Source organism: Fundidesulfovibrio butyratiphilus (genome assembly GCF_054657235.1).
Window position 1 is genome coordinate 417,923 of the sequence record NZ_BAAHXA010000001.1, and the last position, 26,361, is coordinate 444,283.

A 26,361-nucleotide genomic window follows, 5' to 3' on the forward strand; every position below is an offset into this window, starting at 1 on the left:
GTTCACATCGCGCCACGGCCGAAGCCGCGCTCCCGCCCGCGCGGGCGTTCAAGCGCTACCAGCTTCCGGCGCAACCTGCAAAGAAAAGGCAATGAGGGAAATACGTTGCGGCCATTGTAAGCGTCTTCTGGCCAAGGGCAGCGTGGTGGAGATCGAGATCAAATGCCCACGCTGCAACACCCTCAACGTCCTGAGGGCCACGAGCCCCAATCCAGAAGGCCACGGAGCCTCCCCCCAAGGAGTTCTCCCATGACCGAGGTCTTTGAAAACGGAATACTTCACAACGGCGACGCTCTCTCGATTCTGAGGGAGCTTCCCGGCGAATCGGTGGACGCTGTGCTCACCGATCCGCCCTATTCAAGCGGCGGCGTCCACCAGGCCGCGCGTCAGGCCGATCCGGCCACCAAGTACCAAAGCACCGGGACAAAGCGGTCCTACCCGCCCATGCTGGGCGACCTCAAAGACCAGCGCTCGTTCACCATATGGGCGTCCCTCTGGCTTGGCGAGTGCTGGCGCGTGGCCAAGCCGGGCGCGCCCTGCCTGGTCTTCACGGACTGGCGGCAGCTCCCGGCCATGACCGACGCCGTACAGGCGGCCGGCTGGGCCTGGAAGGGCGTGGTGGTCTGGCACAAGCCGAGCGCCCGGCCGCATCTGGGATCATTTCGACGGGACACGGAGTTCGTTATCCACGCCGTGAAGGGCAAGGCCACGCCGCACACCCGCCAATGCTTTCCCGGAGTGTACAAACACGCGGTGAACGCCGCTCAAAAAGTGCACCTCACCGGCAAGCCCGTGCCCCTGGTCAAAGACCTTCTGGCCGTGACCCCGCCCGGCGCGACGGTGCTCGACCCCTTCCTGGGAGGCGGCTCTACGGCGCTGGCCTGCATGGAAACTGGAAGGCGCTTCATAGGGGTGGAATTATCACCGGAATACGCGGCCCTGGCGACCGAACGAATTCGAGCGGCGCAAGCGCGTTAGAAAAGAGAAGGCGGCGTGCCGAATCGCGCGCTAATCAGTGCCGAATCGCGCGCCGCCTTACAGAAGAGAGGGTATGAGGGCCAGCGCCCGTGAAGTGGCTTGCACTGGGCATTTCCGGGCGCGCCAGGCCTGAAAGGCAGTTTGAGAATTTCTGCCGAATTTTCCGGTTTTCTTCAGGTTAAGATGAGAATTTTGCCGGCTGCCTGCGCATAACGTCTCTACGATACGCGCCAGCAGGCAAAAGCTTCATTTTTTACTTTGACAGTGCCGGCTTATCCCAATATCAATATAATAGCCGTACAAGGTTGCCCTCAGTCACCCACCGCCTTCGCGGTGTTCTCATCCTGACGTTCTAATCTGCGCTTCAGTTCAGCGTTCTCCTTTTCCAGGTCCGCCATACGCCCTTCGATTTGAGCCCACCGTTCTTCTCTCGCCTCCAAGATCGCCACCCGCTCCTCAAGTTTCGCCAGCGTGCGCTCGCTTCTGACGGCTTGATGAAACGCCCTGATATTGCTTGCTAAAGCCGTGCGATAGATGGTGTCCGATTCCAAAACCTCCACGGTCATGGTGACCATGTCGGTCATCTTCCAGTCGTCTTCAATGGGCTGTGGGTCAAGCGCGTCTTGGGCCGTGTCAGGCGTTGCCTCCCCCCGGCGTATGGGGCCATCGCCGTAGAGAAGCCAGTCCGTCGAGATTCGTTCCCGCTTGCAAATGTCAGCCACAAAGGTTGCGTTCGGCGTCCGCTCGTCACGTTCGTAAAAGCCAAGAGTATTCTTGTTTATATTCAGCCTGTTAGCGAAAGCGTCTTGGCTTTCGTCGCCTCGAAGCTGGCGTATGCGCTGGCCTAGAGTCATATGTTAACGTTTGGATTGCTGAACTTTAACACGAATTTTCACACCTCGCCCAGGGTTAACCGCCTTAAATTACACGGCAATCTTTATATAACCATTTTCGCAAACTTTAACACCGTTTTGCAATTGACTTTGATTGCAAAAAAGGTTTATTTCGGTTGCAAACAGTTACGGATTGTGTCCTTACGGCTGGAAACTACCTGGGGGGTGGCTCCGGGTCAATGTCCGAAGGACCGGGAAGATCGGATGCAGCGACAACTCACCCTGTTTGAAAACCAGGTCCCTGACACGGAACCGCTGATCAAGGCCGCCATGAACCGGGCGGCCAAGCGGTGTGGGCTGTCGCGCGAGCAGATCGTGGACAAGATGAACGAGATCGCCGCCATGGGCGGATACCGCCTGAACCGGAACGCCCGGACGCTCTCCCTGGACGTGCTCGAAAAGTGGCTCAACGCCTCGGAGCGCGACTACGTGCCGGGTCACAACGCCCTGCACGTCTTCATGGCCGCCACAGGTGACGCGGAACCGCTCCGCGTCGCGGCGGGCGTCCAGGGATTCGAGCTTGTGGGCGGTGACGATCTCAAGATTCTCAAGGCCGCCAAGATTGAGCGTGAGATCGCGAACCTCAAACGCCAGAAGCGGCGGCTGGAACAGGAGCTGTAAATGGTCAACGTGCGGAACAGTCGGGAAATTCGGGCGGAACTGGTGCGCAGAGGCGAGACCATCACCTCTTTGGCGGGCGCCGCCGGGGTGTCGCGCCCGCTGGCCAGTCGCACGATCCACGGTCAGGCGCACAACAGGCGGGTGCTGAGGGCGCTGCTCGCCATGGGAGTGCCCCACAAGCTGCTGGCGCTGCCGAAGGACATGAAGGGAAAGGAGGCTGCGTGATGTCGCTTGTTACGTCTTTCGACGCTTTGAAGCATTTGTCTTCTGAAAATCCAAACCCAACGAGTCGACGAATCTCCTCATCTTATCGCAAGCCATTGGCATCTGAGCTTTATATGCTCCAGGAATTGCGGGATCGGCTTGCATCTCTTCCAGAAGATGAAGAAGAGACAGAGAATCCTCCCGCAGTCGAGTCTTTGATTCGTGAGATTGAGGGGCTCCAGCGATGCTGTTGGTTGTTACGAACGAATACGTCTTTGCGGCCACAGCGTTGAAAAATGTGGCTGCAAGCGCACAGAAGAAGTCACAGTTGTTGAAACTGAGATAAAATATGCATTCCTGCTTCTTGCATGGTCCGAACTGGTTGAAAGGGCAGCCTCCTGTGAACATTTCCCATTCTCCTCTGTTGGTAGGGGTTAAGCAACATCAAAAGGGGTTTTTACAAATGAACTGTCCAACAACCGAACTGATCCGTGTTTCTTTTGATCCACTTGATTTGTCCTCCGCGCGGGTGATGGGTGAAGCCGCTTCGCGCTTTACCGTGCATATCAACAAGTCCATCTCCCTGGAAGACCTGCTGGCTGGGGAGCATGTCCGCCTGGTGATGGAACTTCGTCGAATCGATTAGCCAGACGGTCAGGGCACGGCAATGAACGACACGGTCACGGCAAAGGAAATCGCGGAAGCGTTGGGCGTCACGGAGCGCACGATTCGCCGTAGGGCGGATCGTGAGCACTGGGACTGTACCGATCAAGCCGTGCGGGGCGGCAGACAGCGCCTTTACCCCCTCTCCTCCCTTCCCGCGCCAATCCAGATCGCCGTGCGCAACATTTCCCGCCCCGCCCTGGGCGTCATTCAGGGCGGCAAGGCGGCCTCGCCCGCCGCTCCCTCCAGCCCCGTCCCGCCCGCACCCCTTGCCACGGCGTCGCCAGAGCCCGCATTGCCCCCGGCCAGCCGGGCCGGAATCGCGGTTCCCGAGCTGCCCCCGGCGGCGCTGTCCAAGGCGGCCCTCAAGGCCGACCTGGTCCGCCACTACCTCGACGCCAAGGAGCAGGCCAAGCGCAAGGGGCGTCCTCTGGCCGAAGCGACCGAAGCCTTCGCGGCTTTCTACAATTCCGGTGTGTCCTGGCCGGTCATCCTGGCCGCCCTCGGCCCGAAGTCGGTCAAGAGCCTGGAGCGCTGGGCCGTGGAGTTGCGCCGCTCGGGCTACGACTGCGCCACTCTGGCCGAGCGCTACGGCCTGCACCGCAAGGGGCATTGCAAGGTCACGGCCGCCGAGAGCGACCTGTTGCTCAAGCTCTTGCTCAACCAGAACCAGGTCAAGATCGGCACGGCCATCGAGTGGACCAAGATGTACCTGGCCGACAAGAGCGTGCCGTCGCCAAGCTCGCCCTCGACCCTGCGCGCCTGGGTGAAGCAGTTCAAGTCCCAGAACGCCGACGTCTGGACCCTGGCCCGCGAGGGCGAAAAGGCCCTGATCGACAAGATCGCCCCCTATTTCGAACGCGACATTTCCCTGCTGGACGTGGGCGACGTGCTCATCGCCGACGGCCACGTCTGCAACTTCACCGTGATCAATCCCTTCACCGGCAAGGGCGTGCGTCCCACGCTCATCGCCTTTCTGGATTGGAAAAGCCGCGACATCGTGGGCTACGCCTACATGCTCTCGGAAGACATCCAGGGCATCCACCTGGCGCTCTACCGGGCCATCCTGCGCCTGGGGAAGTTTCCGAAGGTGGTCTATCTGGACAACGGCAAGGGTTTCAAGGCCAGGGTCTTCACCAAGGAGCTGGACCTCGAACAGTCGGGCATGGCCGGACTCTACGGACGCCTGGGCATCTGGGCCGTGTTCGCCAAGCCCTACAACGCCCGTTCGAAGGTCATCGAACCCTTCTTCAAGACCTTTTCCGACCACTACGAGCGTTTTCTGCCGAGCTTTTCCGGGGCTTCCATCCTGGACAAGCCCGCCAGGATGCGCCGCAACGAGAAGTTCATGCAGGGCCTGGCTCCGGGCGACCCCATCAGTCTCGAACAAGCCGCGAACGCGTTCGAATCTTGGTTGGACCTTCACTATCGGCGCAGGGCGCACTCCGGCCTGGGCAAGCAAAGTCCGGGCGAGGTGTTCGAGCTCGGGCGCGGTCCCGGCGTGGACCAGGCCCGCCTGCGCTTTCTCATGATGCACGAGGAAGTGGCCACGCTCGACAACAACGGCGTGCCCCGCTTCGGCGGCCACTATTGGCACGAAGCGCTCTACGGCCTGCGCACCCGGGTGCTCATCCGCTACGACATCCACGACCTGCGTAGCGTGCACGTCTACGACCTGGACGGCGCCTACATCTGCGAGGCCGCCCGCACCAAGGGCGTGCATCCCATGTTCGCGCTGATCGGGGGCAAGGACGCCCCGGGCTATGCGGAATTTCGCGCGCAAAAGCGCGCCCAGGAAGCCCTCAAGCGAGGGACCAAGAAGATCGTGGCCGAGGCGGCCCGCCAGGGACAACTGGACGGCATCCGCGAGGTGCTGCCCATCCCGGCCGGCGAGACCAGGCTGGTTTCCGACCTGGCCGTGCTGGAAGCCGAAAGCGCCCCGGCCCCGAACATCCCCACGATCCCCATTGAAAACACCAGTCCAGCGAAGCCGAAGGGGCTTATCGACCCGACCTCGCTGGACTGGCTGGACGACACCGATCTGGACGACGCGTGCCAGCGCGCCGCCCAGGCAAACACAAGGAGGTAGCCTTGCGCAAGGAATTCGCCCTGACCGCCAACGTAAAGCGATACGTTACGGCGGTCAACCACGCCCTGCAAAGCCCGCCGGGCATCGACAAGTTCGTGATCGTCACCGGCGAGGTGGGCCAGGGCAAGACCGAGACCTCGCTGTGGTGGAAGAACAACCACTCCCCCACGTCGTTGATCGTGCGGGTCAAGAAGGCCATGGGGCCGAAGTGGCTGCTTTCCGACATCGCCTCGGAGATAGGCCAGACGCCGGCGCGCAACACCCAGGACCTCTTCGACCAGGTGCAGGCCGAGCTGATGGGCAGCGACCGGGCGCTCATTCTCGACGAGGTGGACTACGTGGCCGACAAGAACACCCTGGTCGAAACCATCCGCGACATCGGCGACACGGTCGGCATTCCCATCGTGCTCATCTGCATGCCTTGGGCCGACCAGCGCCTCAAGCGCTACCCGGCGCTCATGCGCCGCGTCACCCAGCGCGTGCAGTTCCAGAACTTGCAGTTCGAGGACGTGCGCATGGTGATGGACCAGATTTGCGAGGTGGCCGTGTCCGACGACGCCGTGCAGGCCATCTTGGGCAAGGCCGGAGCCATGCCGGTCTACGCCCTGTATCGGTGGGCGCAGGCCTGCGAGACCCTGGCTCGCAAGCACAACGTGTCCGAAGTGCGGGCCGAGCATCTGGCCCGCCAAGGGTGACCGTGGGCCTCAAGGGGGCCTTGGGCCCCGTCAAGGTCCTGCTCGTGGCCATGACCGTGCGGGACGGAACGTTTCGCCCGGCGGAGTTCTCCCTGGACCAGGCGCTTGCGCGCCTCGAAGGCTTCGAGCGCAAGCCGGTGTTGCGGGTATTCGATCGTTTATGCCGTGACGGCGACCTCGAACTTGTGAGCGAAGAGCGCGTGGACGCCCAGCAGCCCGGCCCGAGGTTGCGTAACCCGACCTGGCGCGTGAAGCGCGACCTTCGTCTGCGCCGCGACCATCAGGTCAAGAGCCGGGTGACCTGCCGGGACAAAGTATGGAGCACCCTGCGCGGTCTCAGACCCCGCGCCACAACCCTTTCGGAGCTCACGCGCCTGACCGGATGCGACCTCAAGGCCGTGTTCGAGACCGTCAAGGCCCTGGAACGCACGGGCTACGTGCGGTGCGCCGGCAAGATCGGCCGGGAGAAGGCCTGGGCGCTGGTCAAGGACACCGGCCCCAAGCGGCCCGAAACTCCCGCGAAGGAGGTGCGCCCATGAGCTGGAGAACCCTGCTGCGCGAAGCGGTGGACGCCAAGGGGCTGGCCGCCGTGGCGGCGGACCTCGGCTATCACTCCAAGAGCGTGGTCTGCGAGGCCCTCAAGGGAACCTACCGGGGTAACCTGGACCGCCTGGAAGAACGGGTGCTGGCCGCCTACGCCCGCCCCGACGTGGTGACCTGCCCGGTGTTGGGAGCCATCCCCGGAACGGCCTGCGCCGCTCACCGCGACCTGGCCAAGCGCCTGGGCGTGCGGGGCGGCAATCCCCAGACCGTCAGGCTGCGCAAGACCTGCCTGCACTGTTCCAAACATTCGAACGCCGTTCGAACGGAGGACGAGCATGGACATCCGTGATCTCAAACGACTCCGCCTGCTGCTCGACGCGGTTCGGGACAGCATCCAACGCTTCGGACGCGTGACCGACTCCGAACGCAAGAAAATGCTGCGCCTGGCCTGCGAGGATTGCGGCCGGTGCCTGGAATTCTGGACGGACGGACGAGTGACCGGGTTGGAGCGCGCCCGGCTCGCCGTGTGGGGCGCCTATCTTTCCATCTCGGACGCTCTGCGGGGACCTGCGAAAAGCCAGGGCGCTCTCGCTCAGGTCGACGAGGCGCACAAGCAGGTGGTGCTTGCGGCGCGCGAAATGGACTTCGCATTGAGGAACGAAGGTGCGCTGGCTGGGGGCGCTTGAGCGCGAGACCCGGCGGCTGTCGCGGCCGAGCAAGCGGCGGAGCGCTCCCCGACTGCTCTTGGCCCGCAAGCGCGAACACAAACGCCTGAAACATCAAATCGAGGAGGCTCTGCGATGCTGGCGAACGAAATTCAGACCGTGAACCAGGCGCTCGGGACGCTTGTCCAGCGCGTCGACCCGGAAACCCGGTCGGTCTTGCGGCTGTGCCGCGAGCGCCTGGACGCCACGGCGGACCTGGCCGACGAACTGGAAGCCCAAGTGATCGCCGCGCGCGCCCTCGAAAACGCGAACCGCAAGGCGAGCCGCCATTGGCGGCCCCTTCAAAGGGAGGATGGAACGAGATGACGATACCCGAAGGCTACGAGGTGACGAATGGCTAGAACGAAGCCGAGTCCGACGTTTGTGGTCGCCGATCTGGACACGGCCGACAAGGCGCTTGCCCGGCTGGCCGAGATTCGCCGGATCGTGGACGCCGAAACCCTGCGACTCAACGAGACCGTGGACAAGCTCAAGGCGCACGTCGCCGAGGTCACGGCCGCGCCTCTGGCCGAGGCGTCGGCCATCGAAGCGGCTTTGGCGTCGTACGCCGAGACCAAGAAGGACACCCTTTTCAGCAAACTCCGGTCCCAGGCCCTGACCTTCGGGGTGATCGGTTTCCGGCGTTCAAGCGAGGTGAAGCCCAAGTCGAAAAACACCTGGGGCGGCGTGCTCGAACGCATCAAGTCCCTGGTCACGGACGCGGACGCCGACCCTTTCCGGGCGGCCATCCGGGTGAAGCAAGACGTTAACCGGGACGTTCTCAAGGACTGGCCCGAAGAACGGCTTGAAGCGGTGGGGGCCAGGATCGTGACCAAGGACACCTTCTACTACGAGCTGGAAAAGCAAGAGATCAAGGAGGTTGCGGCGTGACCAAGCAGGAACTGATCGACCGCATTGACGAAACGCTGGAGGGGTACATCGAAACCGCAAGCGTCAACAAGAAAATCATAAGCCATGTTCTCGACGTGGCCGGCGACGTGATCGCCGCCGAGCTGCGGGGCGGGGGCGAAGCGCCCCTGCCGGGCCTGGGCAAGCTGGTGGCCAAGGCGACAAAGGCCCGCAAGGGCCGCAATCCCAAGACCGGGAAGCCTCTCGACATCCCCGCCGGCCACCGGGTGGCGTTCAATGCGGGCAAGGCCCTCAAGGAGGCGTTGAGAGGATGAACCACGACATTGATGCCGTCGCCCTGATGATGCTCATTGAAAACAATTGGCGAGAGTTTGTTGAATACAGCGGCGGAGAGGAAAGCGCGCAAAAGACCTTGGACGCTCTGAGAGACGAAGCCGGGATGTAATGCGAAACCGCCCCACACGGGCGGTCGCCGGACGGTGGCGCGTCCGGCCTGACGAGCAGCCGAACGAAAAGGAGTGCCCCATGCCGACCCAAACCGCATCCGCGCCGTCGCCCGGCCAGATCAAGAAGCTCCACGCGCTCAAGCGGGCGCTCGGGCTCGACGACGTCACCTACCGAGACGTGCTGGAGCGCTACGGCGCGACGTCTTCCACCGAGCTTTCCCCGCGCGCCCTGGCCGACTGCATCGAGCGGTTGGAGCGCCAGGCCGTGGAAGCCGGGGTGTGGCGGTCGCGCCCCGGACGGTCGACGCCCAGGCGTCGGCCCGGCGCGGCCACGGACTCCCAGATCCGCCTGGTCGAGGTCTTGTGGCGGCAGGTCTCCCGCCAGAAGACGGAAGCCGACCGGCGCAAGGCCCTGGACGCGTTCGTCACGCGCATCACGGGCAAGCCGAAGCTGGCCTGGTGCGGACAGCGCGACGTCGCAAAGCTGGTCCAGGCCCTGGAAGCCATGGGCGCGGAGCGGACATGACGATCTCGCGCGAGGCGTTCTACGCGACCGTGCAGCCCGACGACCTGGAGGGGCATCTGCGCGAGGTCGCGGAGTATTGCGGCGTGGAGACCGCCATCCGGTTGTGGGAGTTTTTTCCCGGCGCGACGATCAGCATCCGCAAGCAGGCGCTGAAACAGGCCGCCGTCCGCTACATCCGCGAGCACTACGACGGCAACAACGTCGCGGCCCTGGTCCGGGCCACGGGGTTCGCCGAGCGGTTCGTCTACGACGTGGCGGCCGCGAGCGCGATCAAGCCCGATCAGAACGTGTTGCCGGGGTGCGAGACGTCATGAGGGTGTTGCGCGTGAAGCCGCGCAACCGTGCTTGTCTTTTTCCGCGCGCGACTTGCGCGCCAGGAGGCGCAAATGGCTGACAAACGCAAGCCGCAATGTCGCATTATCATTGAAGAAGGCCGCAGCCGCGTGGCGGTGGAGCTGTTTTCCGCCCCGCAGTTCCCCGATGGCCAAGGCAGGATGGCCCTTGCGAGAGAAGGAGGCATCTATATGCTAGAAAGTCTGAAATTTTAATATGTTAAAATATTTATTTTATACTGATCTGGACGATGGCAAAATAAAATTGACAAAAGCGGGGTATGTAATGCAAAAGGGCTTCAAAAGAATAACCATCGAGGTGTGAATGGTCAGAAAACTCATTACTGACAATAACCTGCTGGAATTATTTGCAACTTTGGCTGACAATCTACGTTCCATGTACCCTTTGACTTTCAATGAAGTAAGAGGAAGGCGACGCCCTGAGGTTCTCAAGTACGCATTAGGTGATGAGCGACATTGGGCAGGAATGGAAGCCCTGTATGAGGTTGCGAAAGAGCAAGGTTTTCGGTCTGAGTTTAGATTAAACAAAAGACGGACCGCAAGGTATTCGTTTGTTTGTGCTGGAAACCTGTTTCTAACTGCAAGCAGAGTGCACCACCCAGAAGAAAGTCCACGGGTTAGCCTGTTTCGAAATTCGCTGGCGATTCTTAATCGGCCAACACTGTTTAGGATGATGGGGCATTCTGACGCAAATGATCGGTTTGCAGTTTTAGTGCATGGTTGTTTTGAGTCGCATCCCGAACAACTTGGCTTTCTGAAGCTTGTTCTACCAGGGCCAAAAATGCGTCCCATAGCAACGCTTGACATCCTGAGATACTTGGCCGAAACCCCCAGCGCACAATCGATTATTGAAGAACGTATCAAGCGTTCAGTGAAGCCTCGCCTCCGGAAGGTCAGAAAGATACAGGAAGAATGAGATGAGCGCTATAAATCGTCGTCCTCGCCAACCAAGCGGCTTTATTCCAGAGCGCCTTGTTGAGGCAAGAATGGCAAGAGGTCTTTCCCAGACAGGCCTTGCAAGTATAACTGGATTGCATAGGCAATCGATCAGCAATTACGAGTCTGGTCGACAGTCACCACGTGAAGACAATTTGATTGTCATCGCTAACAAACTAGGTTTCCCTAGGGGGTACTTCTATAAGCCAACAAGGCAAAGAGACACTCATGCTATTCACTTTAGGTCTCTTGCAAGAGCCTCCCAGGCCGATAGAGACCAAGCAACATGTAGGCTTCATTGGATTCAAGATCTTATTGACTATCTTGATGAGTTCTTTGATCCTCAGGTTGTGAATCTTCCTGATTATGGACGTGGCAGGTCTCCAAAGTCTATTTCAGACAAAGAAATCGAAACAATTGCGACCAATGTACGTCGTGACTTTGGACTAAAAGATGGCCCAATCTCAAACATGACATGGCTGCTGCAAAATAATGGAATCCTAGTGTTCCGCATGTCAGGGCCTGAGCTTGAAACGGAAGATTTGGATGGATTTTCCACATGGATGGATAATGGTAAAAATCCAGTTATTGTCCTTTCTGGTCGTCGCACAACGCTATGTCGCGACAGGATGAACTTGGCTCATGAGCTAGGTCATCTGATATTGCACAAGAATCATTTTCCAGAGAACCGAGATGAACACAAAATAATGGAAAGACAAGTTTTCTTGTTTGCCGGGTGTTTGCTCCTTCCGTCAACAACATACTTTAAGAGTATCTCGTATCCAAGTCTTGATGCGTTTCTTGCTGTCAAGCAAGTCTGGAAAGTATCAGTAAAAGCACAGATTGAGAGATGCTACCGTGCCAATTTAATTGGGGAAGACAGGCGGCGGCTTATGTATATGCAATATAATAGGCGCGGTTGGTCTACCCTTGAGCCGCTGGATGACGAATTCCCCCTCGAAGAGCCAAATTATGTTACAGATTCATTACAAATGCTAGTCAGCGAAGGCATTCAAGACAGCGACTCTATTAAAGAAGCCCTTAGCCTTAGCGAGAAGGACATCATGTCTATCACTGGACTTAAAATGCAGTTTTTCCGCAGTTATAAGCAGACGGCAGAGGGACAGAAGCCAAGATTACGTTTAGTTAAAGAGTGATTGAAAGAAACCCCCCGACGCTGCAACGCCGAGGGGTTTGCATACTGGCTGCTAAATTCAGGTAGGGGTCAGCAGCCCTTGACAGGCAGGTCGTACCGCTCTTTCTGTGCGATGTTCATCGCACCCTGTCAAGTCCATGGCTCCACAAAGGGTGGTGAAAGGCTATGGCAAAACGGCAAAACCTCTATGTTGTGACTCATGGTGACGGCTGGGCTGTCAGACGTGAAGGGGCGTCTCGAGTCTCCACACATCATAACACCCAGGCGGAAGCCATTGAAACCGCAAGGGAGCGTGGGATCGCCCATGGCAATACCTCTGTTCGCATCCAAGGTGCTGACAGTCGCTTCCGAGACGAAAGAACGTATGGCAATGACCCCTATCCGCCACAAGGGTAGTTGAGGCAAATTAGGGCGGCCTTCGGGCCGCCCATCTCGTTAGCCTTTTTCCGTAGTCGACAGACGCTTCTACCCTCCGTCGCCCAAAATGACCTCCCCGTTACGTTTGAGCCGGGCGATGTCTTTCGGCTTTGTTCTGCGGAAGGATATGATGAAAGCTTTACCTTGCGAGACGTCGACCTTGACGACGACCATCAGCAAGTTCGGTAGTGAGACCAAAATCAGACGCCCCCTGGCCTCCGCCTTGATGATCACGTCCGGCTTCTTGCAGACCTTCTGGAGGAGTTGGTAGCTCTCGGGAGGCAGGTCACCGTGTCGCATAAGGTTCTTGAACAAATAGTCAACCGACAGAATGGCCAACTTGGCCTTGATATTGAACGAATAGGCCGCCTGTTCCGACAGCGGCATTACCCAATCACATGTGGGTACCTTTGAGAAGTGATTGAGCGTGTCCGGACGGATGAGCTCACAAGGGCACGACAGAACATCGCAGTGGTTTCCGGTCCACAGTTTCATGAAGACTCCTGCATATCCAAAAAATACTAAAAAATATCAGGTACTTATGGAATGCAGGATGGGTTATCATGCGATCAAAAAATAAATGACCAAAATATTCAATTGAATAAAGTGTTTACTTCGTTTCTTCAGTGCAAGCCTTTTCCGCTTATGAAGGCAAGCCCTGAAGGCCATGGTTCAGGCGGGGCAGCCTGTCTGGTCTAGTCCGTGTTTATATTTGCCTTGGCCGCGATGGATTGTCAACATGTCACGACAATCCCAATACGTCACACAAAACCATGCCTTATTCCGCCGCCTCCCCCAAAAACCGGGCAAAGCTCCTCTCGATGTCCTCTTCATCCTCCGGCTCCAGGTGCAGGAACTCGCGGGCCGGAATCTGGACCTTTTGCCCTCGTCCGCCCTTGCCGCCGAAGTTTTGGATGGCGGCGTAGATCGTGTTCGTGCCGACGATCGCGCTGTCGGCGTCGTAGTGTCTCGTGATGGAGCGGGCCAGGTTGCCGGAGCGTTGCAGAATCTTTCCCGGCCAGCTCCGTTCCTTCGTGCGTTGCCTGACGGTGGCGGCGGCCAGGCTCTTCCACTTGGGCCGGCCTTCCTCGTCGAAGTTCTCTTCCACCGCGTCGGCCATGATGCCGGCCGCCTTGCGCATGGCCGGGGTCCGGTCGCGGGCGCTGGCCGCCAGGCGACGCAGGGCGGCGGTCATTATTTCGGACTCGATGCGGATATGAAGCATGTCGCTCATGGCGCTTGCCTCCTGGGATGCGAATGATTAAACAATGCTGGTAGGCGGTCGCGACACGGTGCCATTCTCCCAGCCGTAGCACGGGCTTGCGCCCGGAGCGCCATGCGGGGTTCCCGGGAGGCCCCGCCGACCGCCGTTTCTATTCTACCCAGCTTTCCCAGCTTTCCCATAAAACCTTCCCGCGACGTTTGAGCGAGGCCACGTCCTTCTCGTTGGTCTTGCGAAACGAGGTGACGTAGACGTTTTCCCCCGAGGCGTCGGCCTTGACTGCGGCCATGAACCAGCGCGTCTCCTTGCGGGCCAGAACCATCTTGCGTCCGTCCACCTGGATGACCAGGTCCGGCTTCGCGCCGATCTCCGGCAGGCGCTGGTAGTCCTGGGGCGTCAGCTCCGGGTGGTGATCGATATTCTTGGCCGCGGACTCGGACGAAAGAACGGCCACTTCGGTCTTGGCCTTGATCGCGCGGGCCGCCTGTTTCGACAGACGCATCACGGGCCAATCGCCCTCGGGCTTTTGCAGAAAGCGCTTGAACCCGTCCGACCGCATCATTTCGCGCAGGGCATAGTTGGCTGCATCGCGCGGGGCGGCGTCCAAAGACGCGGTCAGCTTCCGGTTCAGCCAGCCCTTGCCCGGATTGTAGGCCCAGCCGGGATCGGTCTGCATGCGCACGTCGCCGTCGTTGTAGATGGCCATGCGGGCCGTACGGCCGTCGCGCGAGACAGGCACGTCCTCGTGCGTGACGCGGCCTTTCGACGATTCGACCTTGATCCCTTTGCGTTCCACGCGTTCGCCGCTCAAGGCCCGCACCCGGCAGCGGCAGTTCCAGCCGTTGGGCGGGTAGAACGAGGACCAGAACGGATCGTCGTAGCGCAGGGTCTTGCCGTTCAGCGCCGCGTGGGCCGGGCGGGTGCGGGCGTCCATGACGGCCACGTACGTCCAGTACGGCTGGTCCTCGGCGTTTTCGATTTGCTCTTGATAACGACTGGCCGCGTAGGCCGTGGCCATGTTGGTCTCGAAGATGGTCTTCAAGCGCCAGGGGCTGCCGAGCTGGACCGTGCGGACCTCCCCGGTGCGCGGGTCGACCGCCTCCTGCTTGCCCCACCAGCCCTTGGCCTTGAGGGTGGGCGTCAGGTCCTTCTGGAACTGGCGCAACGTGGAGCCTTCGTCGAGGGCCTTTTGCAGGGCGTCGCGGATGTCTTTGAGCACGTCGAGTTTGACGCACTTGGCCACGGTGAAGGCTTTGGCCTGCGCCCCGGCTTGCAGCTCGTGCCAGTCGAAGGTGATCTCGTAGCCCTTGGCCTTGAAGTAGGCGATGGCTCGCTCGGGGGGCAGGCCGATGGCGAAGGCGAGGTCGGGCGGGGCGGGCATGTCAGGCCGCCAGTATCATGCCGCACACGGCGAAAAGGGCGATGCCGGGGTGGTCCGTGATGAGGGCGATCCCCGCGATCATGAACAAGAGCGCCGGCATGGCCTACGCCTCCTCGCCTTCGGTCTGGGCAGACAGCCGCCCCCAGACCGAGGCGATGAAGATCGCCCGCGTGAGCAGGTCGGTGAAGGTGGCGTCGTCCATGTCCGGGTAGACCCCGTGCAGGCGCTCGGCCACGGCTTCGGCCGAGGCGGCGGACTCCACCAGGTCGAGCACCGGGGCGAGCAGCTTGCCGGCCAGGCCTTGCAGGGTCTCGGGCGTAAGAACGGCGGACAGGGCGTCCATGGGGTCTACGGCCGGCGAGGCGGCCGCGCCCGGGGCCTGGGCGAAGTCGGTCGCCGGGGCGTCGGCGGCCGGGGATTCGTTGCTCGGCGCGGGGGCGTCGGCCGCTACGTCGAAGTCCTCTTCCGCCAGGTCGTAGGCCCGTATGAAATAGCGCTTGGTGAACTTCACCTGGCCGGTGTCGCTCAAGGTCTTGTCCCGGGTGGCCAGCTTCTGGTCGACCTCCTCTTCCTCGTAGAGTTCGAACGCCGGCCGCTCGCCCGGGCCGAAGTTCAGCTCGCAGATCCAGTCGATGAACGTGGCGAAGACCTCGCGCACGATATGCTTGTCACCATCCTTGATCTCGTGGCGCACCCGCTCGTGCACCTCGGCGGCGGCCCGGGAGCCGCCGGACACGCTGGTGGTCAGGTTCTGCCCCAGAATGGCGATGGCGATGTCTTCGTCACAGGTGGCCTTGAGGTCCCGGTAGAGCTGCGAACTGGCGGCCTTGGCTGTCGCTTCCAGAATCTGTACAGAAGAGTCGTCCGGGGTGACGATGACCGCGTCCTGAATGGCGGCTTCCAGGGTGTCGGCCAGTTCGTCGATCTCCTTTTGCTCCGCACCCCGGGGATGGCGTCCCCAGAGATAGGGTGAACCGAACTTTTCGGCCATGCGCACCCAGAATTTCATGCCGCCTTTCTTGAACGTGACCGGCCAGAAGCAGCGCGAAAGCACGCGCTCGCCGTAGGGGTTGTCGTAGGTGGCGTTGTACCTGGCGAGAAGGAATTTCTTTTCGGGCAGCGCTTCGCCCTGGATCAGGTTCGACCGGGTGCGCAGCCGCAGGGAATTGTCCTCCGGGGCGAAAACGAACCACTCGGGCGGCTTGCCCACGACGTCGACGGGGACGTCGCTTGACCCTCCGCGTTTCCAGAGAACTTCCAGGGGCTGATAGCCAAACAAGGGACTGTTCAGGATTTCGCGGATGATACGGTCGATGTCCAACCGTTTGAAACACCGTTCGATGAATTTCGCCTGCACGGCCGGGGCCTTCCCCCGGTCGATGGCCCATTCGAGCGAGATGACGGCGGCTTTTCGACTTTCGACGCAGGGACCGACTCGCGAATCCCCCAGGAGCTCCCGGTAGACCCGAATGTCCTTGCCAAGTTTGCGAAGCACCGGGTCCGGGTCGGGCAGCGACATGGCCAGGCTGAAGAAATCCGGGCTGCGCTCCCGTGTGGCGACCTCTTCGTAGAGCGACCCCGGCCCCTGGTCGATGGGGCGAAAGTCAAAGGGGGAAGACCAGATGCCGCGTCGGCCCATGGGGTTGACCTCGTCAAATAGGGTTCAAAGCGTTCAAACACCGTTCAAATTTCATTCTATGAGCCGCCCGGGGTATTCTGTCCGTTCGCCGGCCAGAACACGCACAGGGGCGCGTCAATAGCGATCCGTCCAGTCGGAGGTCTCGCGCCGCCCCCTGGAAACCACGGTTATCGGCCCGGCGGGCGCGCCGGCCGCATGCACGGCCAGGGCGGCGGCCCAGAACCGGTCCGCATGGCCCTTGGCCTCGCTGGCGGCCACGTCGAAGCGCACGTTGCCGGCCGCCGTGGTGGCCCGGCGCACGCTGTGCAGGTCCTCGCGCACCTCGTGTTCGGCCGGCACCAGCAGGGCCACGTCCTCCATGGCGGTGCGCAGACCGTAGGCGAGCTGCTCCTTGACCGGGCCGCTGAAGGTGACCGCCTCCACCTTGAACTTGCCGAAGGCGTCCTGGGCCTCTTCGGCCAGCTGCATGCCCAGGCCGGTGTTGTCGATGCAGGCCCGGCGCAGCCTCGGGTGGGCCAGAACGGAAAACAGCGCCTGGCGCTGGGCCTTGAAGGGCGTGCGCTCCAGCACGAGCAGGAGACGTGTGACCTTGACGTCGGCGATGCGCTCCACCACCCAGATGACGGTGAGGTCCTTCTTGCGGCCGATGTCCACGCCGGCGAACAGGTCGCCCTGGGTGTCGGCCAGGTCCCAGACGATGTCCCCGCGCTCGCACTTGGCGATCATCTCGTAGGTGAGAAAGGCGGCCGAGGCGTCAACAGGAAAGCAGCAATACTCCTGAAGCCAGGTGTCGTCGTCGCCGGCGCTGGCGCGCTCTTCTTCAAGCCATGCGGCGCGCTCCGCTTCGGAAAGCGCGCGGCCCAGAATGTGGTCGGCCAACCCCTCGGCGACCGCCAGTTGGATGGGCGTCGAGTGCAGGCTCCAGTTGAGCTTGTTCTTTTTGACGTCTGTCACGAACCGGTAGTACCGGCCGGAGCGGCCGTTGTAGGTGGACAGGATGCGGAGCGGAAAACCCCAGGTGATGCAAGGCCTGGCGGCGGCCCACATTTTGTCCGGGTCATCGTGAAAGGCGTACTCGTCCAGAACGACTTTGCCGCCTTTGGACCGGAAAGCTTTGGGATTTGACGACAGTGCGTTGATGCGAGGGCCGGCGGTGAAATCGATGGCGTAGACCTTGATGTTGCGTTCGTCCACTACTTCGATGGTTTCCAGGCCTTTGGCCACGGAATTGAAGAGCTTGACCCACTTTTCGCAGTATTGAATGTATTCCTTGGCCGCCGATTCGTCGGCCGATGAAAACCAAACAGAAGGAACCACGCCTCGAACACAATCGCGCACGTCTTCGTACGATTGCACATAGGTCGCGCCGATGCGCCGCGACTTCTCCCAGATCTTGATGCGGGACTGATCGTCCAGCCATCGGACCTGGTAGGGCAGAAAATGCGGGTTCTCAGACATTGCCGCAAAGCTGCCGGTCGATGATGGCGGCCAGCTCTTCGGGGGTGATGGGGGCGGCTTTTTCGGGCGTGACCTTGGCGGCCTGCTCGTAGTCCTGCACGCGCACCAGGTTGGGCAGAAGCCGCATGAGGGCGTAGAGCCGGCCCGGCGGAATTTCCTGGCCGGCGGCCAGGTCCCGGCGGATGGAGGCCAGCATCTCGCGGCCGAACTCGTAGAGCTCCTCATGAAAGGACTGCCGGCTGCCCAAATAGGCCCGGCGCTTGGCGTCCCAGTCGCCCTTGGCCTTCCAGGTTTGCAGGGTGCGCGCGGAGACCCCCAGGCGGTCGGCGATGTCGGACAGGGGGCATTGCTCGATGACGTAGAGGCGTTCCGCCTCCAGGCCGTGGAGTTGCTCCTTAGCCAAGGTCGGCCTCCAGCTCGGCGATGCGGGCGTCCAGTTCTCGGATTTCTTCGTGCACGGCGGCCAGTCGGTCCATGTTGGCCCGGGCCTCGGGCACGCGCAGACGTCCGACGTCGGGTTCGAACGGATCGAGAACGCTTCGCAAGAGCGCGATAAGGCCCTTGGCCTCCAGGGAGCATTCCCCGCGTTTGCGCCGATATTCGGCCAGCCGGCCCTTTGCTTTCATGATTTCTTCACGCATGGCTTTCCTTCCGCACGATGGGGCAATGCTGGTTGCTGTCGATCTTCGATTCGACGCGGGCGACTTGCCCGACAAGACATTGCAGCGCTTCAAGCTGTCCGTTGAGCAACTGGAACATGCGGACCTCGTGCTCGTTCATGGTCTGTATTTGGGTTTCGAACGTCTTGGTTTGCGACGTCTCGCGCAATTCCCCGGCCTTGACCTGCGAGCGGTGGTACAGGTACCAGACCGCGAAGATCATCGCCGGGAAACCGACGTTTTTGACGAGCTCCAAGAAAATCTGCGTTTCCGTCACGTTGTCCCTCGCTTCCGTCGATTTTTCACGCAGTCCCCGCACTACATACCTGAACATATCTTGTCCGCTGCATGATGCAGAGGACGCCTTCGCCGCGTCCGACTACCGTGCCTCCTGAGTCCGGGACGTATCGTCCCAGCTGCACAAGGGAGGTGCGAACATGCCGAATGCGGGCATCAAGCCTGAACTGGACATGGTGATCGTCGAAAAGGCCAGGAAGTGCGGCCTCACGGCGGCGATAGTGCGGGCCGTCGTACTCCAGGAGTCGACCACCAATACCTACGCCCTGCGTTATGAGCCGGGTTTTTTCCGGCGCTATCTTGACGGAAAACCCATGAATTTCGTGCCGCGCGGCTGCTCGGTCGATACCGAGCGCGTGTGCCGGGCCATCAGTTGGGGGCCGATGCAGATCATGGGCGAAACGGCCAGGAACATCGGCTTTCGCGGCTGGTTTCCCGAGCTGTGCGTCCCCGAGGTCGGGGTGGAGTGGGGGTGCGCCTACCTGGCGCGCCTGCGCGACCGGTTTCTGGCCACGGGCGGCTGGGAAGTCGTGGTCCGGGCCTACAACGGGGGGCCGGGCCATGCCTACGACGTCGCGAACAACTACCCGGCCGAGGTGTTGTCCCACATTCCCGGCGGCGTCTGGCCGAGCACGGAGGTGAGTCATGGATGATGGCTCGACGTTGGCCAAACAGGCGGCCACCCCGTCCCAGGCCGGGCAGGCTGTCGGCGCGGCTTTGGCTCCTCTGGTCGCCCCGATCCTGGCCAAGGCCGACAGCAAGCTCAAAAGCCGCAAACTGTGGACCGCCCTGGGCGCTATCGCGGTGCTGGCCGCCCAAAATCCCCTTGGATTGAGCCTGCCCCCGACGGCCCAGGTCTGCATAGCGGCCGTGGCCGCCGTCTACGTGGCCGCCCAGGCCATTGTGGACAGCGAGCCCAAACAGGGAGGCGGTCAATGAACGCCTACCCCGACGAACTGGGCGTCATCCCCTACGAGCGGCTTCGGCCGGAGCTCGACGTGTTCGTGGTCACCTGGCTGGGCAATGATCCGCTTTCGCGGACCATCCGGCGCTTCAAGGCCGGCGGATCGCACAGTTCGCTTGGGATCAACGTCTATGGAACCATTTTGTTGGTGGAGGCCATGGAACTTGGCGTCGAACCGAATAAGGCGAGCCAGCGTTTCGACAACTTCAACGGCGATATCTTGATCCATCCCATCGAGGTCCCGGCGGACGTGGGTTGGGCGATCAAGGCCACGGCGCTCAAGCTGTGCGGCGCGCATGTCCGCTACGGCTACCGGACGCTCTTGGCCCTGGCCTGGCGCAAGGTCCGCAATGTCATGTCCCGGCCCGTCTGTTCCCAGGCCGTGGCCTACGTGCTGGCCAAGCACGGCGTCATCGCGCCGCAGATCAACGTGATTTCTCCTGGCGAGCTGCGGGCGCTTCTGCCCGCGCCCTGGCGGCTCGCCCCCTACAGCAAGGAGGCCGACTGACATGGCCACTACCGACCCGTTCAAGGGTGTCGAGGTCTTTCGCGCGGGCGACCACGTGGATAGCGCAGGCCGCCGGCACACGTTCAGCGAGGCCGACCTCGACAAGATAGCGGCCTATGACCCGGCCGGGCACGAGGCCCCGCTGGTCATCGGCCACCCGGAGTCCAACGCCCCGGCCTACGGCTGGGTGGCCCGCGTCTATCGCGAAGGCGGCTCGCTCAAGGCCGATTTCAAGGACGTCGCGCCGGAGTTCGCCGATCTGGTCAAGGTCGGGCGGTTCAAGAAGCGTTCAATTTCCCTCTACCCGGACGGAAGCCTGCGCCACGTCGGCTTTCTGGGGGCCGTGCCGCCGGCCCTCAAGGGGCTCAAGGACGTGCAATTCAACGAAGGCGAGGCCTCCACGTTCGAATTCGGCGAGGACGCCTCGGACCCCGAAAAGTCCGTGCTCACCCGGTTCGCCGAAGCCTTCCTGGGGATGCTCGCTCCGGGACGCGGCGACAAACAGGCCGGCAGTCCGGCCTTCAAGGAGGAGCCCATGAAGGGCGACAAGGACGAGACGGCCGTTCAGGTGGCGGCCCTGACCGCGAAGATGGCCGAGTTCAGCGAGGCCCTGACCGCCAAGGACAAACAAATCGCGGACCTCAAGGCTGCCAACCAGGCCCTGGCCAACCGCGTGGACGCCACCGTGGCGACAGGACGCCGGGCCGAGATCGCGGTCTTCTGCGAGGGCCTGGCGGACAGGGGCCGACTCACCGAATACCAGCGCGGGTTGGTCGTGAGCTTCATGGAAAAGCTCGACGGGGCCGGCGACATGGACTTCGCCGAAGGCGACAAGACCGTGAAAAGGCCCGCTTCCGACGTGTTCAAGGCCTTCCTGGAGTCGCTGCCGGTCCAGGTGGAGTTCGGCGAGTTCGCCACCCACGGCCGCGCCGTGGGCAAGCCCGGCGGTCTCGACATCACCACCCTGGCCGTCAAGATACGCGACAAGGTCGACGCGGCCGAGAAGGCCGGGCGCTTCATGAGCTTCGCCGAGGCCCAGGCCGAGGTGCTGCGCGAACAGGAGGGCGGCAAATGAATCCCGGACTGACCAAAACCTACGTGGCCCAGGGCGACATTCCGGCCCGGGCTCTCGTGAAAGCGGGGACTGCCGACGGAACCGTGGCCGTGGCCACGGCGTCCACCGACGCCATCATCGGCGTTTCCGAACGCCTGGACGCGGCGGACGGCGACCGCGTGGACGTCATTCACACCGGCATCGCCGAGATCGTGGCCGGCGGTCCCATCGCCTACGGCGAGTATTTTACCGCCAGCAACGCCGGAGTCGCGGTCACGGCCTCCCCGGCCGCCGGGGTCAACGCCCGCGTGGGCGGCGTGGTCCTGCAATCCGCCGCGGCCGCCGGCGACATCATCGACTCCCTGCTCACCCCGATCCGGGTCCAGGGCTAACAGGAGGGTTTCATGGCCGTTAAAGCGCCGTTTCCCATTATCCCGGAGTTGACCGGGATCGCCATCGCCTACCGCAACCGGCAGATGATCGCCGACCTGGTTTTGCCCCGGGTCACGCCCGTGAGCACCGAGGAATTCTTGTATTTCGCCTACAGCCTCGCCCAGGGGTTCACCCTGCCGGACACCAAGGTCGGCCGGCGCGGCAAGGTCAACCAGGTCGAATTCAATGCCGAGGAAAAGACCGGCCACACGCAGGATTACGGCCTGGAAGATTCGATCCCCGCCAAGGACCTCGCCAACGCCCCTCCGGGCGTCGATCCTCGGGCGATGAGCACCGAATACATTATGAACCTGCTGGCCCTGGATCGCGAAGTGCGCGTGGCCGGAGCGGTGTTCAACCCGGCCACCTACCCGACGGCCAACAAGTTGACCCTGTCCGGGACCAGCCAGTTTTCGGACACGGCAAACAGTCATCCCATTCAGACCATTTCCGACGCGTTGGACGCCTGCGTGGTGCGGCCCAACACCATGGTCATCGGCCGTCCGGCCTGGTCGGTGCTGTCGCGCCATCCCGAGATCGTGTCCGCCTGCCTGCGCAACGCCGGCCAGTCCGGCATCGCCCGACGCCAGGACGTGGCCGACCTCTTCGAACTGGACGAGGTGGTGGTGGGCGAGGCTTTCGTCAACACGGCCCGCAAGGGCCAAGCCGCCGCGCTGTCCCGTTGCTGGGGCAAGCACCTCTCGCTGATCTATCGCAACCAGCAGGCCGCGCCCCAGCGCGACGTCACCTTCGGCATGACCGTTCCCTTTGGCCAGCCCATTGCCGGGGCCTGGGAAACCAAAGAAATCGGCTTGCGGGGCGGCACCAAGGTGCGCGCCGGCGAGTCCGTCTGCGAGCTGATCACCTGCCCGGACGCCGCCTTTTTCCTGCAAAACGTGGCCGCATAGGGAGACATGACCATGAAAATCAAGCTGCTCCACGCCGTGCTGCACAACGCGAAGACGTTGGCCCCGGGGGCGCTCGTCGACCTGGCCGAACCGGCCGCCAAGGCCCTGATCGACTCGGGTGCGGCCGTGGCCGTGGAGGAACCCGCGCCCGCCGCCCCGACGGCCCTGGACGATACCAAACCCGCAGCCGACCCCAAGACGGCCGAAGCCGAAACCAAGGCGGCCAAGGCCAAGGAGGGCAAGTAGGTCATGGCCTATTGCGTCCAGGCCGATCTGGAGCGGCGGTTGACGCTGCCGATCCTCGTCGACCTCACCGACGACCGCGTGCCGCCCGAAGCGGTGGACGCCGCCGTGCTCGACGCGGAGATCGCGGCGGCCGGCGAGATCGTGGACGGCCACCTGCGCGGCCGCTACGTGCTGCCGCTTGATCCCGCGCCGGGCCTGGTGCGCGAGATCGCGGCCGATCTGGTGGCGTATGCCCTGTGGGGACGCCGCCCCGAGGGCAAGGGCGAGCCGCCCAAGAATCTGGAAAAAGCCCACGACCGGGCGCTCAAGCTTTTGCGCGAGATTCAGGCCGGCCACGTCACCCTCGGCGTGGCCGCCGGACAGCCCGAGCCCGCGCCGCACGCCGGCACGGCGCGGGTCAACGACCGCCGCCGCGTTTTCGGCGAAGACACTTTGGGGCGGTTCTAAATGATCGCGGAAATCGAACGGGACATGGTGGCCCTTCTGGCTGCGGCCCTGCCGGATCTGCGGGTTGAGTCCTTCCCGGACAAGCCGGACGCCTATCGTCTGGGGAACCAAGTTGGGGCCGTATTGGTCGGCTACGCCGGCAGCCGCCTGCCCGATCCGTTCGTTTTGGCCGGCAACATCCAAAAGCGTCGTCTCGAATACCAGCTCGTGGTCAAGGTGCGCAGCCTGCGCGATCATAGCGGGGCCTACGCCGTGCTGGAGACCATCCGCGCCGCCCTGGCCGGGCAAGACCTGCGCGGCGCGCGGTTCTACCCCGTTCGCGAGCAGTTCGAGGATGTCAGTTCGGGGGTGTGGACCTACCTGGCCGTCTACGCCGCCGATGTGCCCTGGGTGTCCCAGACTGTGTTCCCGGACGACGTGGCCGTGGCCTTGGCCGCCGCCCAAATCACCCTGCAGGGCGGTCTCGATGGAGACGCGCCCATCACTGTCGGAGGATAATCATGGATCAACGGTATCGCTACACCGGCCCGTGCTCGGCCGTCAGCCTGCCGGCTGACGCGGCCCACCCCAAAGGCCGCGACGTGCGGCTGTCTCCCGGGGCCGAAGTCGTGCTGCCGGACGACAACGCCTACGTCCGGACGCTGATAACCAAGAAGCTGCTGACTTGCCTGGGGCCGGTCGAGGTCCAATCCGAGCCGATTTCGCCCGCCACCGAGCCGACCGAACCGGCCTCCGCTTCGACTGTCGAGACCGCCTCGGCCGCCACGGAGGACTAAATGGCCGCGAACTACCTGCACGGCGTCGAGACAACCGAGGTCGACGACGGGGCCGTCAGCATCCGGCTGATCAAGACGGCCATTATCGGTCTGGTGGGCACCGCGCCCGTTTTCGAAGTCGACGCGGACTATCGGACCACGAACGAACCCATCTTGATCCTGTCCGACACCGCCGCCGCCAAATACTTCGGCACGGCCAGGGACGGCTACACCATCCCTCAGGCCCTGGACGCCATCTTCGACCAGCAGACCAACGGGGCCGGAGCCGGCGCGGTCATCGTGGTCAACGTCTTCGACCCCGAGGGCGGCGAGCGCGTCATCGACGTGCCGGCCGCCGAATGGACCTTCGCCGCCGATGGCGCCATCAACCTCGGCCGTGAGGACATCTCCGGCGTCATGGTCAAAAACACCGCGCTGACGCATACCTACGTGTCCGGCGTCGACTACGAAGTGGAGAACGCCACGGGCGTCGTCACGCGCCTGGACGAGGGCGCCATACCGGCCCTGGCCACGGTGTCCGTGTCCTACGCCTACACCAACAGCCACACGTCCGACTGGCCCGAGGGCGCGGCCATGTTCGACGATGACGGCGCGCTGCTCTGCGGCAAGCCGGGCGTTTCCAACGTGGCGGTCAAGTCGGCCGACGGCGCGACCACCTACGTTCTGGGCGTCGACTACACGGTCGAGCCCATCGAGGGCGTCATCACCAGGCTGTCCACGGGCGGCATCGCCGCCGGGGCCACGGTCAAGCTGTCCTTCAGCTACGCCGATCCGTCCAAGGTGTTGCCGTCCGAGATCATCGGCTGGACCAACACGGCCGGCCAGCGCCTCGGCATGCAGGCCTGGAAGGATTGCCGGTCGAAATTCGGCTACGTGCCGAAGCTGCTCATCGCTCCGGGCTATTCGCCGCTGACGGCCGTGCGGGCCGAGCTGGACGTCCTGGCCGAATCCCTGCGCGCGATCTGTTTCGCGGACGCCCCGGTCGGGACAACCTTCCAGCAGGCCCTGGAGGGACGCGGCTCCTCCGGGAGCATCAATTTCAACACGAGCTCCGCGCGCACCGTGCTCTGTTACCCGCACTGCACGGTCTACGACACGGCCAGCGACACCACGGTGTTGCAGCCCTATTCGCCGCGCCTGGCCGGAGCCCAGGCGGCCCGCGACCAGGACGAAGGCTACTGGTGGAGTCCCTCCAACCGCGAGCTCCAGGGCATTTCCGGCATGGAGATCCTGCTCACGGCCGGGGTCAACGACCCTAACTCAGAGGTCAACTGCCTCAACGAGGTGGGTATCACCACCATCTTCAACGCCTACGGCACAGGCTTTCGCACCTGGGGCAACCGCTCGGCCGCCTGGCCCACGGTCACCAACCCGAAGAACTTCATCAACATCCGACGCGTGGCCGACGTGATCGCCGAGTCCATCGAATACAGCATGCTGCAATTCATCGATCGGCCCATCAACAACGCCTTCATCGACGCGGTGACAGAGTCCGTCAACAGCTTCCTGCGCACGCTTGTCGCGCGCGGGGCCGTATTGGACGGGCGTTGCTGGTACGACAAGGGCAAGAACGAGGCGACACAGCTTGCGGCCGGACACATCGTCTTCTGTTACGACTTTATGCCTCCGCCTCCGGCCGAGCGCATCACGTTCGAATCGCGCGTCAACATCAACTACCTGTCGGCGCTCAACGCTTCGGCCAACACCGTTGCGGCCGCCACAACATAAGGAGCGCGCATGGCCACCATGCTGCAAGTCAACCGTTTGGCCAACTGCAACGTCTACATGGACGGCACGTCCATGTTGGGGCGATGCGAAGAGGCCAAGGTCCCGGCCATCAAGAGCGTCATGACCGAGCACAAGGCGCTCGGCATGATCGGCAAAGTCGAGCTGTTCAGCGGCGTGGACAAGATGGAGGCCGACTTCAAATGGGCCTCTTTCTATCCCGAGGTCATCGTCAAGGTGGTCAATCCGTTCGCTGCCATCGCCTTGCAGGTGCGCGGATCGCTTGAAACCTGGACCGACGCCGGCCGCACCGAAGAGGTTCCCGTGGTCGTGCATCTGCGCGGATCGTTCAAGGAACATAACTTCGGCGACTACAAGACGCATTCCCCGGCGGAGTTTCCGACAAAGTTCGCCGCGACGTACGTCAAATGCACCCACAACGGCGTGGACCTCTACGAGATCGACGCCATGAGCAACATCATGAAGATTCAAGGCGTCGACATGCTGGCCAACTACCGCGCCAACATCGGCGCGTAACATCCAGCAACATG

Annotated in this window: 41 protein-coding genes and 1 other RNA gene; 33 read left to right on the forward strand and 9 right to left on the reverse strand. The window is 62.4% G+C overall.

The annotated features are described in order from the left end of the window. Window positions 1-91 precede the first annotated feature (91 nt). Together ACYQ01_RS02050 and ACYQ01_RS02055 are read left to right on the forward strand one after the other, a co-directional pair. Window positions 92-253: a Com family DNA-binding transcriptional regulator gene (locus ACYQ01_RS02050; protein ID WP_459932170.1), complete on the forward strand. Its 162-nt coding sequence runs from the start codon at window positions 92-94 to the stop codon at window positions 251-253. After that, window positions 250-978: a DNA-methyltransferase gene (locus ACYQ01_RS02055; protein WP_459932171.1), complete on the forward strand. Its 729-nt coding sequence runs from the start codon at window positions 250-252 to the stop codon at window positions 976-978. Before ACYQ01_RS02050 ends, ACYQ01_RS02055 begins: the two co-directional genes overlap by 4 nt. Window positions 979-1,289: 311 nt before the next feature. Here ACYQ01_RS02055 and ACYQ01_RS02060 read toward each other — a convergent pair whose 3' ends face one another. Then, a complete protein-coding gene (locus tag ACYQ01_RS02060; RefSeq protein WP_459932172.1) occupies window positions 1,290-1,562 on the reverse strand; it encodes a hypothetical protein in 273 nt (90 codons plus the stop codon). A gap of 513 nt (window positions 1,563-2,075) precedes the next feature. On the opposite strand from ACYQ01_RS02060, the gene ACYQ01_RS02065 reads away from it, so the two are divergent. From ACYQ01_RS02065 to ACYQ01_RS02155, 19 genes are all read left to right on the forward strand, one after another. Continuing rightward, entirely contained in the window at window positions 2,076-2,492 is a 417-nt protein-coding gene (locus ACYQ01_RS02065; RefSeq protein ID WP_459932173.1) for a hypothetical protein, read from the forward strand. Next, window positions 2,493-2,717: a helix-turn-helix domain-containing protein gene (locus tag ACYQ01_RS02070; protein WP_459932174.1), complete on the forward strand. Its 225-nt coding sequence runs from the start codon at window positions 2,493-2,495 to the stop codon at window positions 2,715-2,717. 379 nt (window positions 2,718-3,096) lie between these two features. Then, on the forward strand, window positions 3,097-3,342 hold the full coding sequence (locus tag ACYQ01_RS02075) for a hypothetical protein (protein ID WP_459932175.1): 246 nt from the start codon (window positions 3,097-3,099) through the stop codon (window positions 3,340-3,342). 21 nt (window positions 3,343-3,363) lie between these two features. Beyond that, window positions 3,364-5,448: a Mu transposase C-terminal domain-containing protein gene (locus tag ACYQ01_RS02080; RefSeq protein ID WP_459932176.1), complete on the forward strand. Its 2,085-nt coding sequence runs from the start codon at window positions 3,364-3,366 to the stop codon at window positions 5,446-5,448. 2 nt (window positions 5,449-5,450) lie between these two features. Further along, window positions 5,451-6,143, forward strand: coding sequence for an AAA family ATPase (locus ACYQ01_RS02085; protein ID WP_459932177.1), 693 nt, complete (start codon window positions 5,451-5,453; stop codon window positions 6,141-6,143). Window positions 6,144-6,163: 20 nt separating this feature from the next. Further along, entirely contained in the window at window positions 6,164-6,682 is a 519-nt protein-coding gene (locus ACYQ01_RS02090; protein WP_459932178.1) for a hypothetical protein, read from the forward strand. Next, window positions 6,679-7,035 carry a hypothetical protein gene (locus ACYQ01_RS02095; protein ID WP_459932179.1) on the forward strand — a complete coding sequence of 119 codons (357 nt, stop codon included), beginning with the start codon at window positions 6,679-6,681 and terminating at the stop codon, window positions 7,033-7,035. Before ACYQ01_RS02090 ends, ACYQ01_RS02095 begins: the two co-directional genes overlap by 4 nt. Then, the gene (locus tag ACYQ01_RS02100) at window positions 7,022-7,372 is read left to right on the forward strand and encodes a hypothetical protein (protein ID WP_459932180.1); all 351 of its coding nucleotides are present in this window, start codon (window positions 7,022-7,024) and stop codon (window positions 7,370-7,372) included. The genes ACYQ01_RS02095 and ACYQ01_RS02100 overlap by 14 nt, the downstream gene beginning before the upstream one ends. Before the next feature lie 114 nt (window positions 7,373-7,486). Next, window positions 7,487-7,717, forward strand: coding sequence for a hypothetical protein (locus ACYQ01_RS02105; protein WP_459932181.1), 231 nt, complete (start codon window positions 7,487-7,489; stop codon window positions 7,715-7,717). Between the two features lie 27 nt (window positions 7,718-7,744). Continuing rightward, window positions 7,745-8,281 (forward strand): host-nuclease inhibitor Gam family protein, encoded by a 537-nt coding sequence (locus ACYQ01_RS02110; RefSeq protein WP_459932182.1) that lies wholly within the window; start codon window positions 7,745-7,747, stop codon window positions 8,279-8,281. Next, a complete protein-coding gene (locus ACYQ01_RS02115) occupies window positions 8,278-8,574 on the forward strand; it encodes an HU family DNA-binding protein (protein WP_459932183.1) in 297 nt (98 codons plus the stop codon). Before ACYQ01_RS02110 ends, ACYQ01_RS02115 begins: the two co-directional genes overlap by 4 nt. Beyond that, window positions 8,571-8,705, forward strand: coding sequence for a hypothetical protein (locus ACYQ01_RS02120; RefSeq protein ID WP_459932184.1), 135 nt, complete (start codon window positions 8,571-8,573; stop codon window positions 8,703-8,705). Before ACYQ01_RS02115 ends, ACYQ01_RS02120 begins: the two co-directional genes overlap by 4 nt. Beyond that, window positions 8,705-8,770, forward strand: an RNA gene (locus ACYQ01_RS02125) — hammerhead ribozyme type II. Before ACYQ01_RS02120 ends, ACYQ01_RS02125 begins: the two co-directional genes overlap by 1 nt. A gap of 15 nt (window positions 8,771-8,785) precedes the next feature. Further along, the gene (locus tag ACYQ01_RS02130) at window positions 8,786-9,232 is read left to right on the forward strand and encodes a regulatory protein GemA (protein WP_459932185.1); all 447 of its coding nucleotides are present in this window, start codon (window positions 8,786-8,788) and stop codon (window positions 9,230-9,232) included. Next, window positions 9,229-9,546, forward strand: coding sequence for a hypothetical protein (locus tag ACYQ01_RS02135; RefSeq protein ID WP_459932186.1), 318 nt, complete (start codon window positions 9,229-9,231; stop codon window positions 9,544-9,546). Before ACYQ01_RS02130 ends, ACYQ01_RS02135 begins: the two co-directional genes overlap by 4 nt. A gap of 72 nt (window positions 9,547-9,618) precedes the next feature. Beyond that, window positions 9,619-9,780, forward strand: a complete 162-nt coding sequence (locus ACYQ01_RS02140; RefSeq protein WP_459932187.1) for a hypothetical protein — start codon at window positions 9,619-9,621, stop codon at window positions 9,778-9,780. A 109-nt stretch (window positions 9,781-9,889) separates the two neighbouring features. Then, window positions 9,890-10,501 (forward strand): hypothetical protein, encoded by a 612-nt coding sequence (locus ACYQ01_RS02145; protein WP_459932188.1) that lies wholly within the window; start codon window positions 9,890-9,892, stop codon window positions 10,499-10,501. A gap of 1 nt (window position 10,502) precedes the next feature. Next, the gene (locus ACYQ01_RS02150) at window positions 10,503-11,678 is read left to right on the forward strand and encodes a helix-turn-helix domain-containing protein (RefSeq protein WP_459932189.1); all 1,176 of its coding nucleotides are present in this window, start codon (window positions 10,503-10,505) and stop codon (window positions 11,676-11,678) included. 164 nt (window positions 11,679-11,842) lie between these two features. Beyond that, the gene (locus ACYQ01_RS02155) at window positions 11,843-12,073 is read left to right on the forward strand and encodes a DUF2188 domain-containing protein (protein WP_459932190.1); all 231 of its coding nucleotides are present in this window, start codon (window positions 11,843-11,845) and stop codon (window positions 12,071-12,073) included. Between the two features lie 69 nt (window positions 12,074-12,142). Here ACYQ01_RS02155 and ACYQ01_RS02160 read toward each other — a convergent pair whose 3' ends face one another. The 8 genes from ACYQ01_RS02160 to ACYQ01_RS02195 all read right to left on the reverse strand — a co-directional run bounded on the left by ACYQ01_RS02160 (window position 12,143) and on the right by ACYQ01_RS02195 (window position 18,730). Then, window positions 12,143-12,589 (reverse strand): hypothetical protein, encoded by a 447-nt coding sequence (locus ACYQ01_RS02160; RefSeq protein WP_459932191.1) that lies wholly within the window; start codon window positions 12,587-12,589, stop codon window positions 12,143-12,145. Between the two features lie 283 nt (window positions 12,590-12,872). Then, entirely contained in the window at window positions 12,873-13,328 is a 456-nt protein-coding gene (locus ACYQ01_RS02165) for a phage virion morphogenesis protein (protein ID WP_459932192.1), read from the reverse strand. A gap of 139 nt (window positions 13,329-13,467) precedes the next feature. Continuing rightward, on the reverse strand, window positions 13,468-14,697 hold the full coding sequence (locus tag ACYQ01_RS02170; protein ID WP_459932193.1) for a phage minor head protein: 1,230 nt from the start codon (window positions 14,695-14,697) through the stop codon (window positions 13,468-13,470). 103 nt (window positions 14,698-14,800) lie between these two features. Beyond that, window positions 14,801-16,336: a DUF935 domain-containing protein gene (locus ACYQ01_RS02175; RefSeq protein ID WP_459932194.1), complete on the reverse strand. Its 1,536-nt coding sequence runs from the start codon at window positions 16,334-16,336 to the stop codon at window positions 14,801-14,803. Window positions 16,337-16,450: 114 nt separating this feature from the next. Beyond that, a complete protein-coding gene (locus ACYQ01_RS02180; protein WP_459932195.1) occupies window positions 16,451-17,794 on the reverse strand; it encodes a phage terminase large subunit family protein in 1,344 nt (447 codons plus the stop codon). Beyond that, window positions 17,787-18,197, reverse strand: a complete 411-nt coding sequence (locus ACYQ01_RS02185; protein WP_459932196.1) for a phage terminase small subunit-related protein — start codon at window positions 18,195-18,197, stop codon at window positions 17,787-17,789. Before ACYQ01_RS02185 ends, ACYQ01_RS02180 begins: the two co-directional genes overlap by 8 nt. Then, a complete protein-coding gene (locus ACYQ01_RS02190) occupies window positions 18,190-18,435 on the reverse strand; it encodes a hypothetical protein (protein ID WP_459932197.1) in 246 nt (81 codons plus the stop codon). Before ACYQ01_RS02190 ends, ACYQ01_RS02185 begins: the two co-directional genes overlap by 8 nt. Then, window positions 18,428-18,730, reverse strand: coding sequence for a hypothetical protein (locus ACYQ01_RS02195; protein WP_459932198.1), 303 nt, complete (start codon window positions 18,728-18,730; stop codon window positions 18,428-18,430). Before ACYQ01_RS02195 ends, ACYQ01_RS02190 begins: the two co-directional genes overlap by 8 nt. Before the next feature lie 160 nt (window positions 18,731-18,890). Here ACYQ01_RS02195 and ACYQ01_RS02200 point away from each other — a divergent pair, with 160 nt between their 5' ends. From ACYQ01_RS02200 to ACYQ01_RS02255, 12 genes are read left to right on the forward strand one after another with little or no spacing between them, the layout of a single operon-like run. Further along, on the forward strand, window positions 18,891-19,403 hold the full coding sequence (locus ACYQ01_RS02200; protein WP_459932199.1) for a transglycosylase SLT domain-containing protein: 513 nt from the start codon (window positions 18,891-18,893) through the stop codon (window positions 19,401-19,403). Further along, a complete protein-coding gene (locus ACYQ01_RS02205; protein ID WP_459932200.1) occupies window positions 19,396-19,689 on the forward strand; it encodes a hypothetical protein in 294 nt (97 codons plus the stop codon). The genes ACYQ01_RS02200 and ACYQ01_RS02205 overlap by 8 nt, the downstream gene beginning before the upstream one ends. Then, window positions 19,686-20,222, forward strand: coding sequence for a hypothetical protein (locus ACYQ01_RS02210; protein ID WP_459932201.1), 537 nt, complete (start codon window positions 19,686-19,688; stop codon window positions 20,220-20,222). Before ACYQ01_RS02205 ends, ACYQ01_RS02210 begins: the two co-directional genes overlap by 4 nt. 1 nt (window position 20,223) lies before the next feature. Further along, window positions 20,224-21,297: a hypothetical protein gene (locus tag ACYQ01_RS02215; RefSeq protein ID WP_459932202.1), complete on the forward strand. Its 1,074-nt coding sequence runs from the start codon at window positions 20,224-20,226 to the stop codon at window positions 21,295-21,297. Beyond that, complete coding sequence (locus tag ACYQ01_RS02220) at window positions 21,294-21,668, forward strand: hypothetical protein (protein ID WP_459932203.1); 375 nt, start codon at window positions 21,294-21,296, stop codon at window positions 21,666-21,668. The genes ACYQ01_RS02215 and ACYQ01_RS02220 overlap by 4 nt, the downstream gene beginning before the upstream one ends. A gap of 12 nt (window positions 21,669-21,680) precedes the next feature. Then, window positions 21,681-22,616: a hypothetical protein gene (locus ACYQ01_RS02225; protein ID WP_459932204.1), complete on the forward strand. Its 936-nt coding sequence runs from the start codon at window positions 21,681-21,683 to the stop codon at window positions 22,614-22,616. Between the two features lie 12 nt (window positions 22,617-22,628). Then, window positions 22,629-22,862 (forward strand): hypothetical protein, encoded by a 234-nt coding sequence (locus ACYQ01_RS02230; protein WP_459932205.1) that lies wholly within the window; start codon window positions 22,629-22,631, stop codon window positions 22,860-22,862. A gap of 3 nt (window positions 22,863-22,865) precedes the next feature. Further along, window positions 22,866-23,309, forward strand: coding sequence for a gp436 family protein (locus ACYQ01_RS02235; protein ID WP_459932206.1), 444 nt, complete (start codon window positions 22,866-22,868; stop codon window positions 23,307-23,309). Continuing rightward, a complete protein-coding gene (locus tag ACYQ01_RS02240) occupies window positions 23,310-23,807 on the forward strand; it encodes a Gp37 family protein (protein WP_459932207.1) in 498 nt (165 codons plus the stop codon). 2 nt (window positions 23,808-23,809) lie between these two features. Then, complete coding sequence (locus ACYQ01_RS02245) at window positions 23,810-24,085, forward strand: hypothetical protein (protein ID WP_459932208.1); 276 nt, start codon at window positions 23,810-23,812, stop codon at window positions 24,083-24,085. Further along, entirely contained in the window at window positions 24,086-25,813 is a 1,728-nt protein-coding gene (locus ACYQ01_RS02250) for a phage tail sheath family protein (RefSeq protein ID WP_459932209.1), read from the forward strand. Window positions 25,814-25,822: 9 nt separating this feature from the next. Beyond that, on the forward strand, window positions 25,823-26,347 hold the full coding sequence (locus ACYQ01_RS02255) for a phage major tail tube protein (protein WP_459932210.1): 525 nt from the start codon (window positions 25,823-25,825) through the stop codon (window positions 26,345-26,347). Window positions 26,348-26,361: the final 14 nt, after the last annotated feature.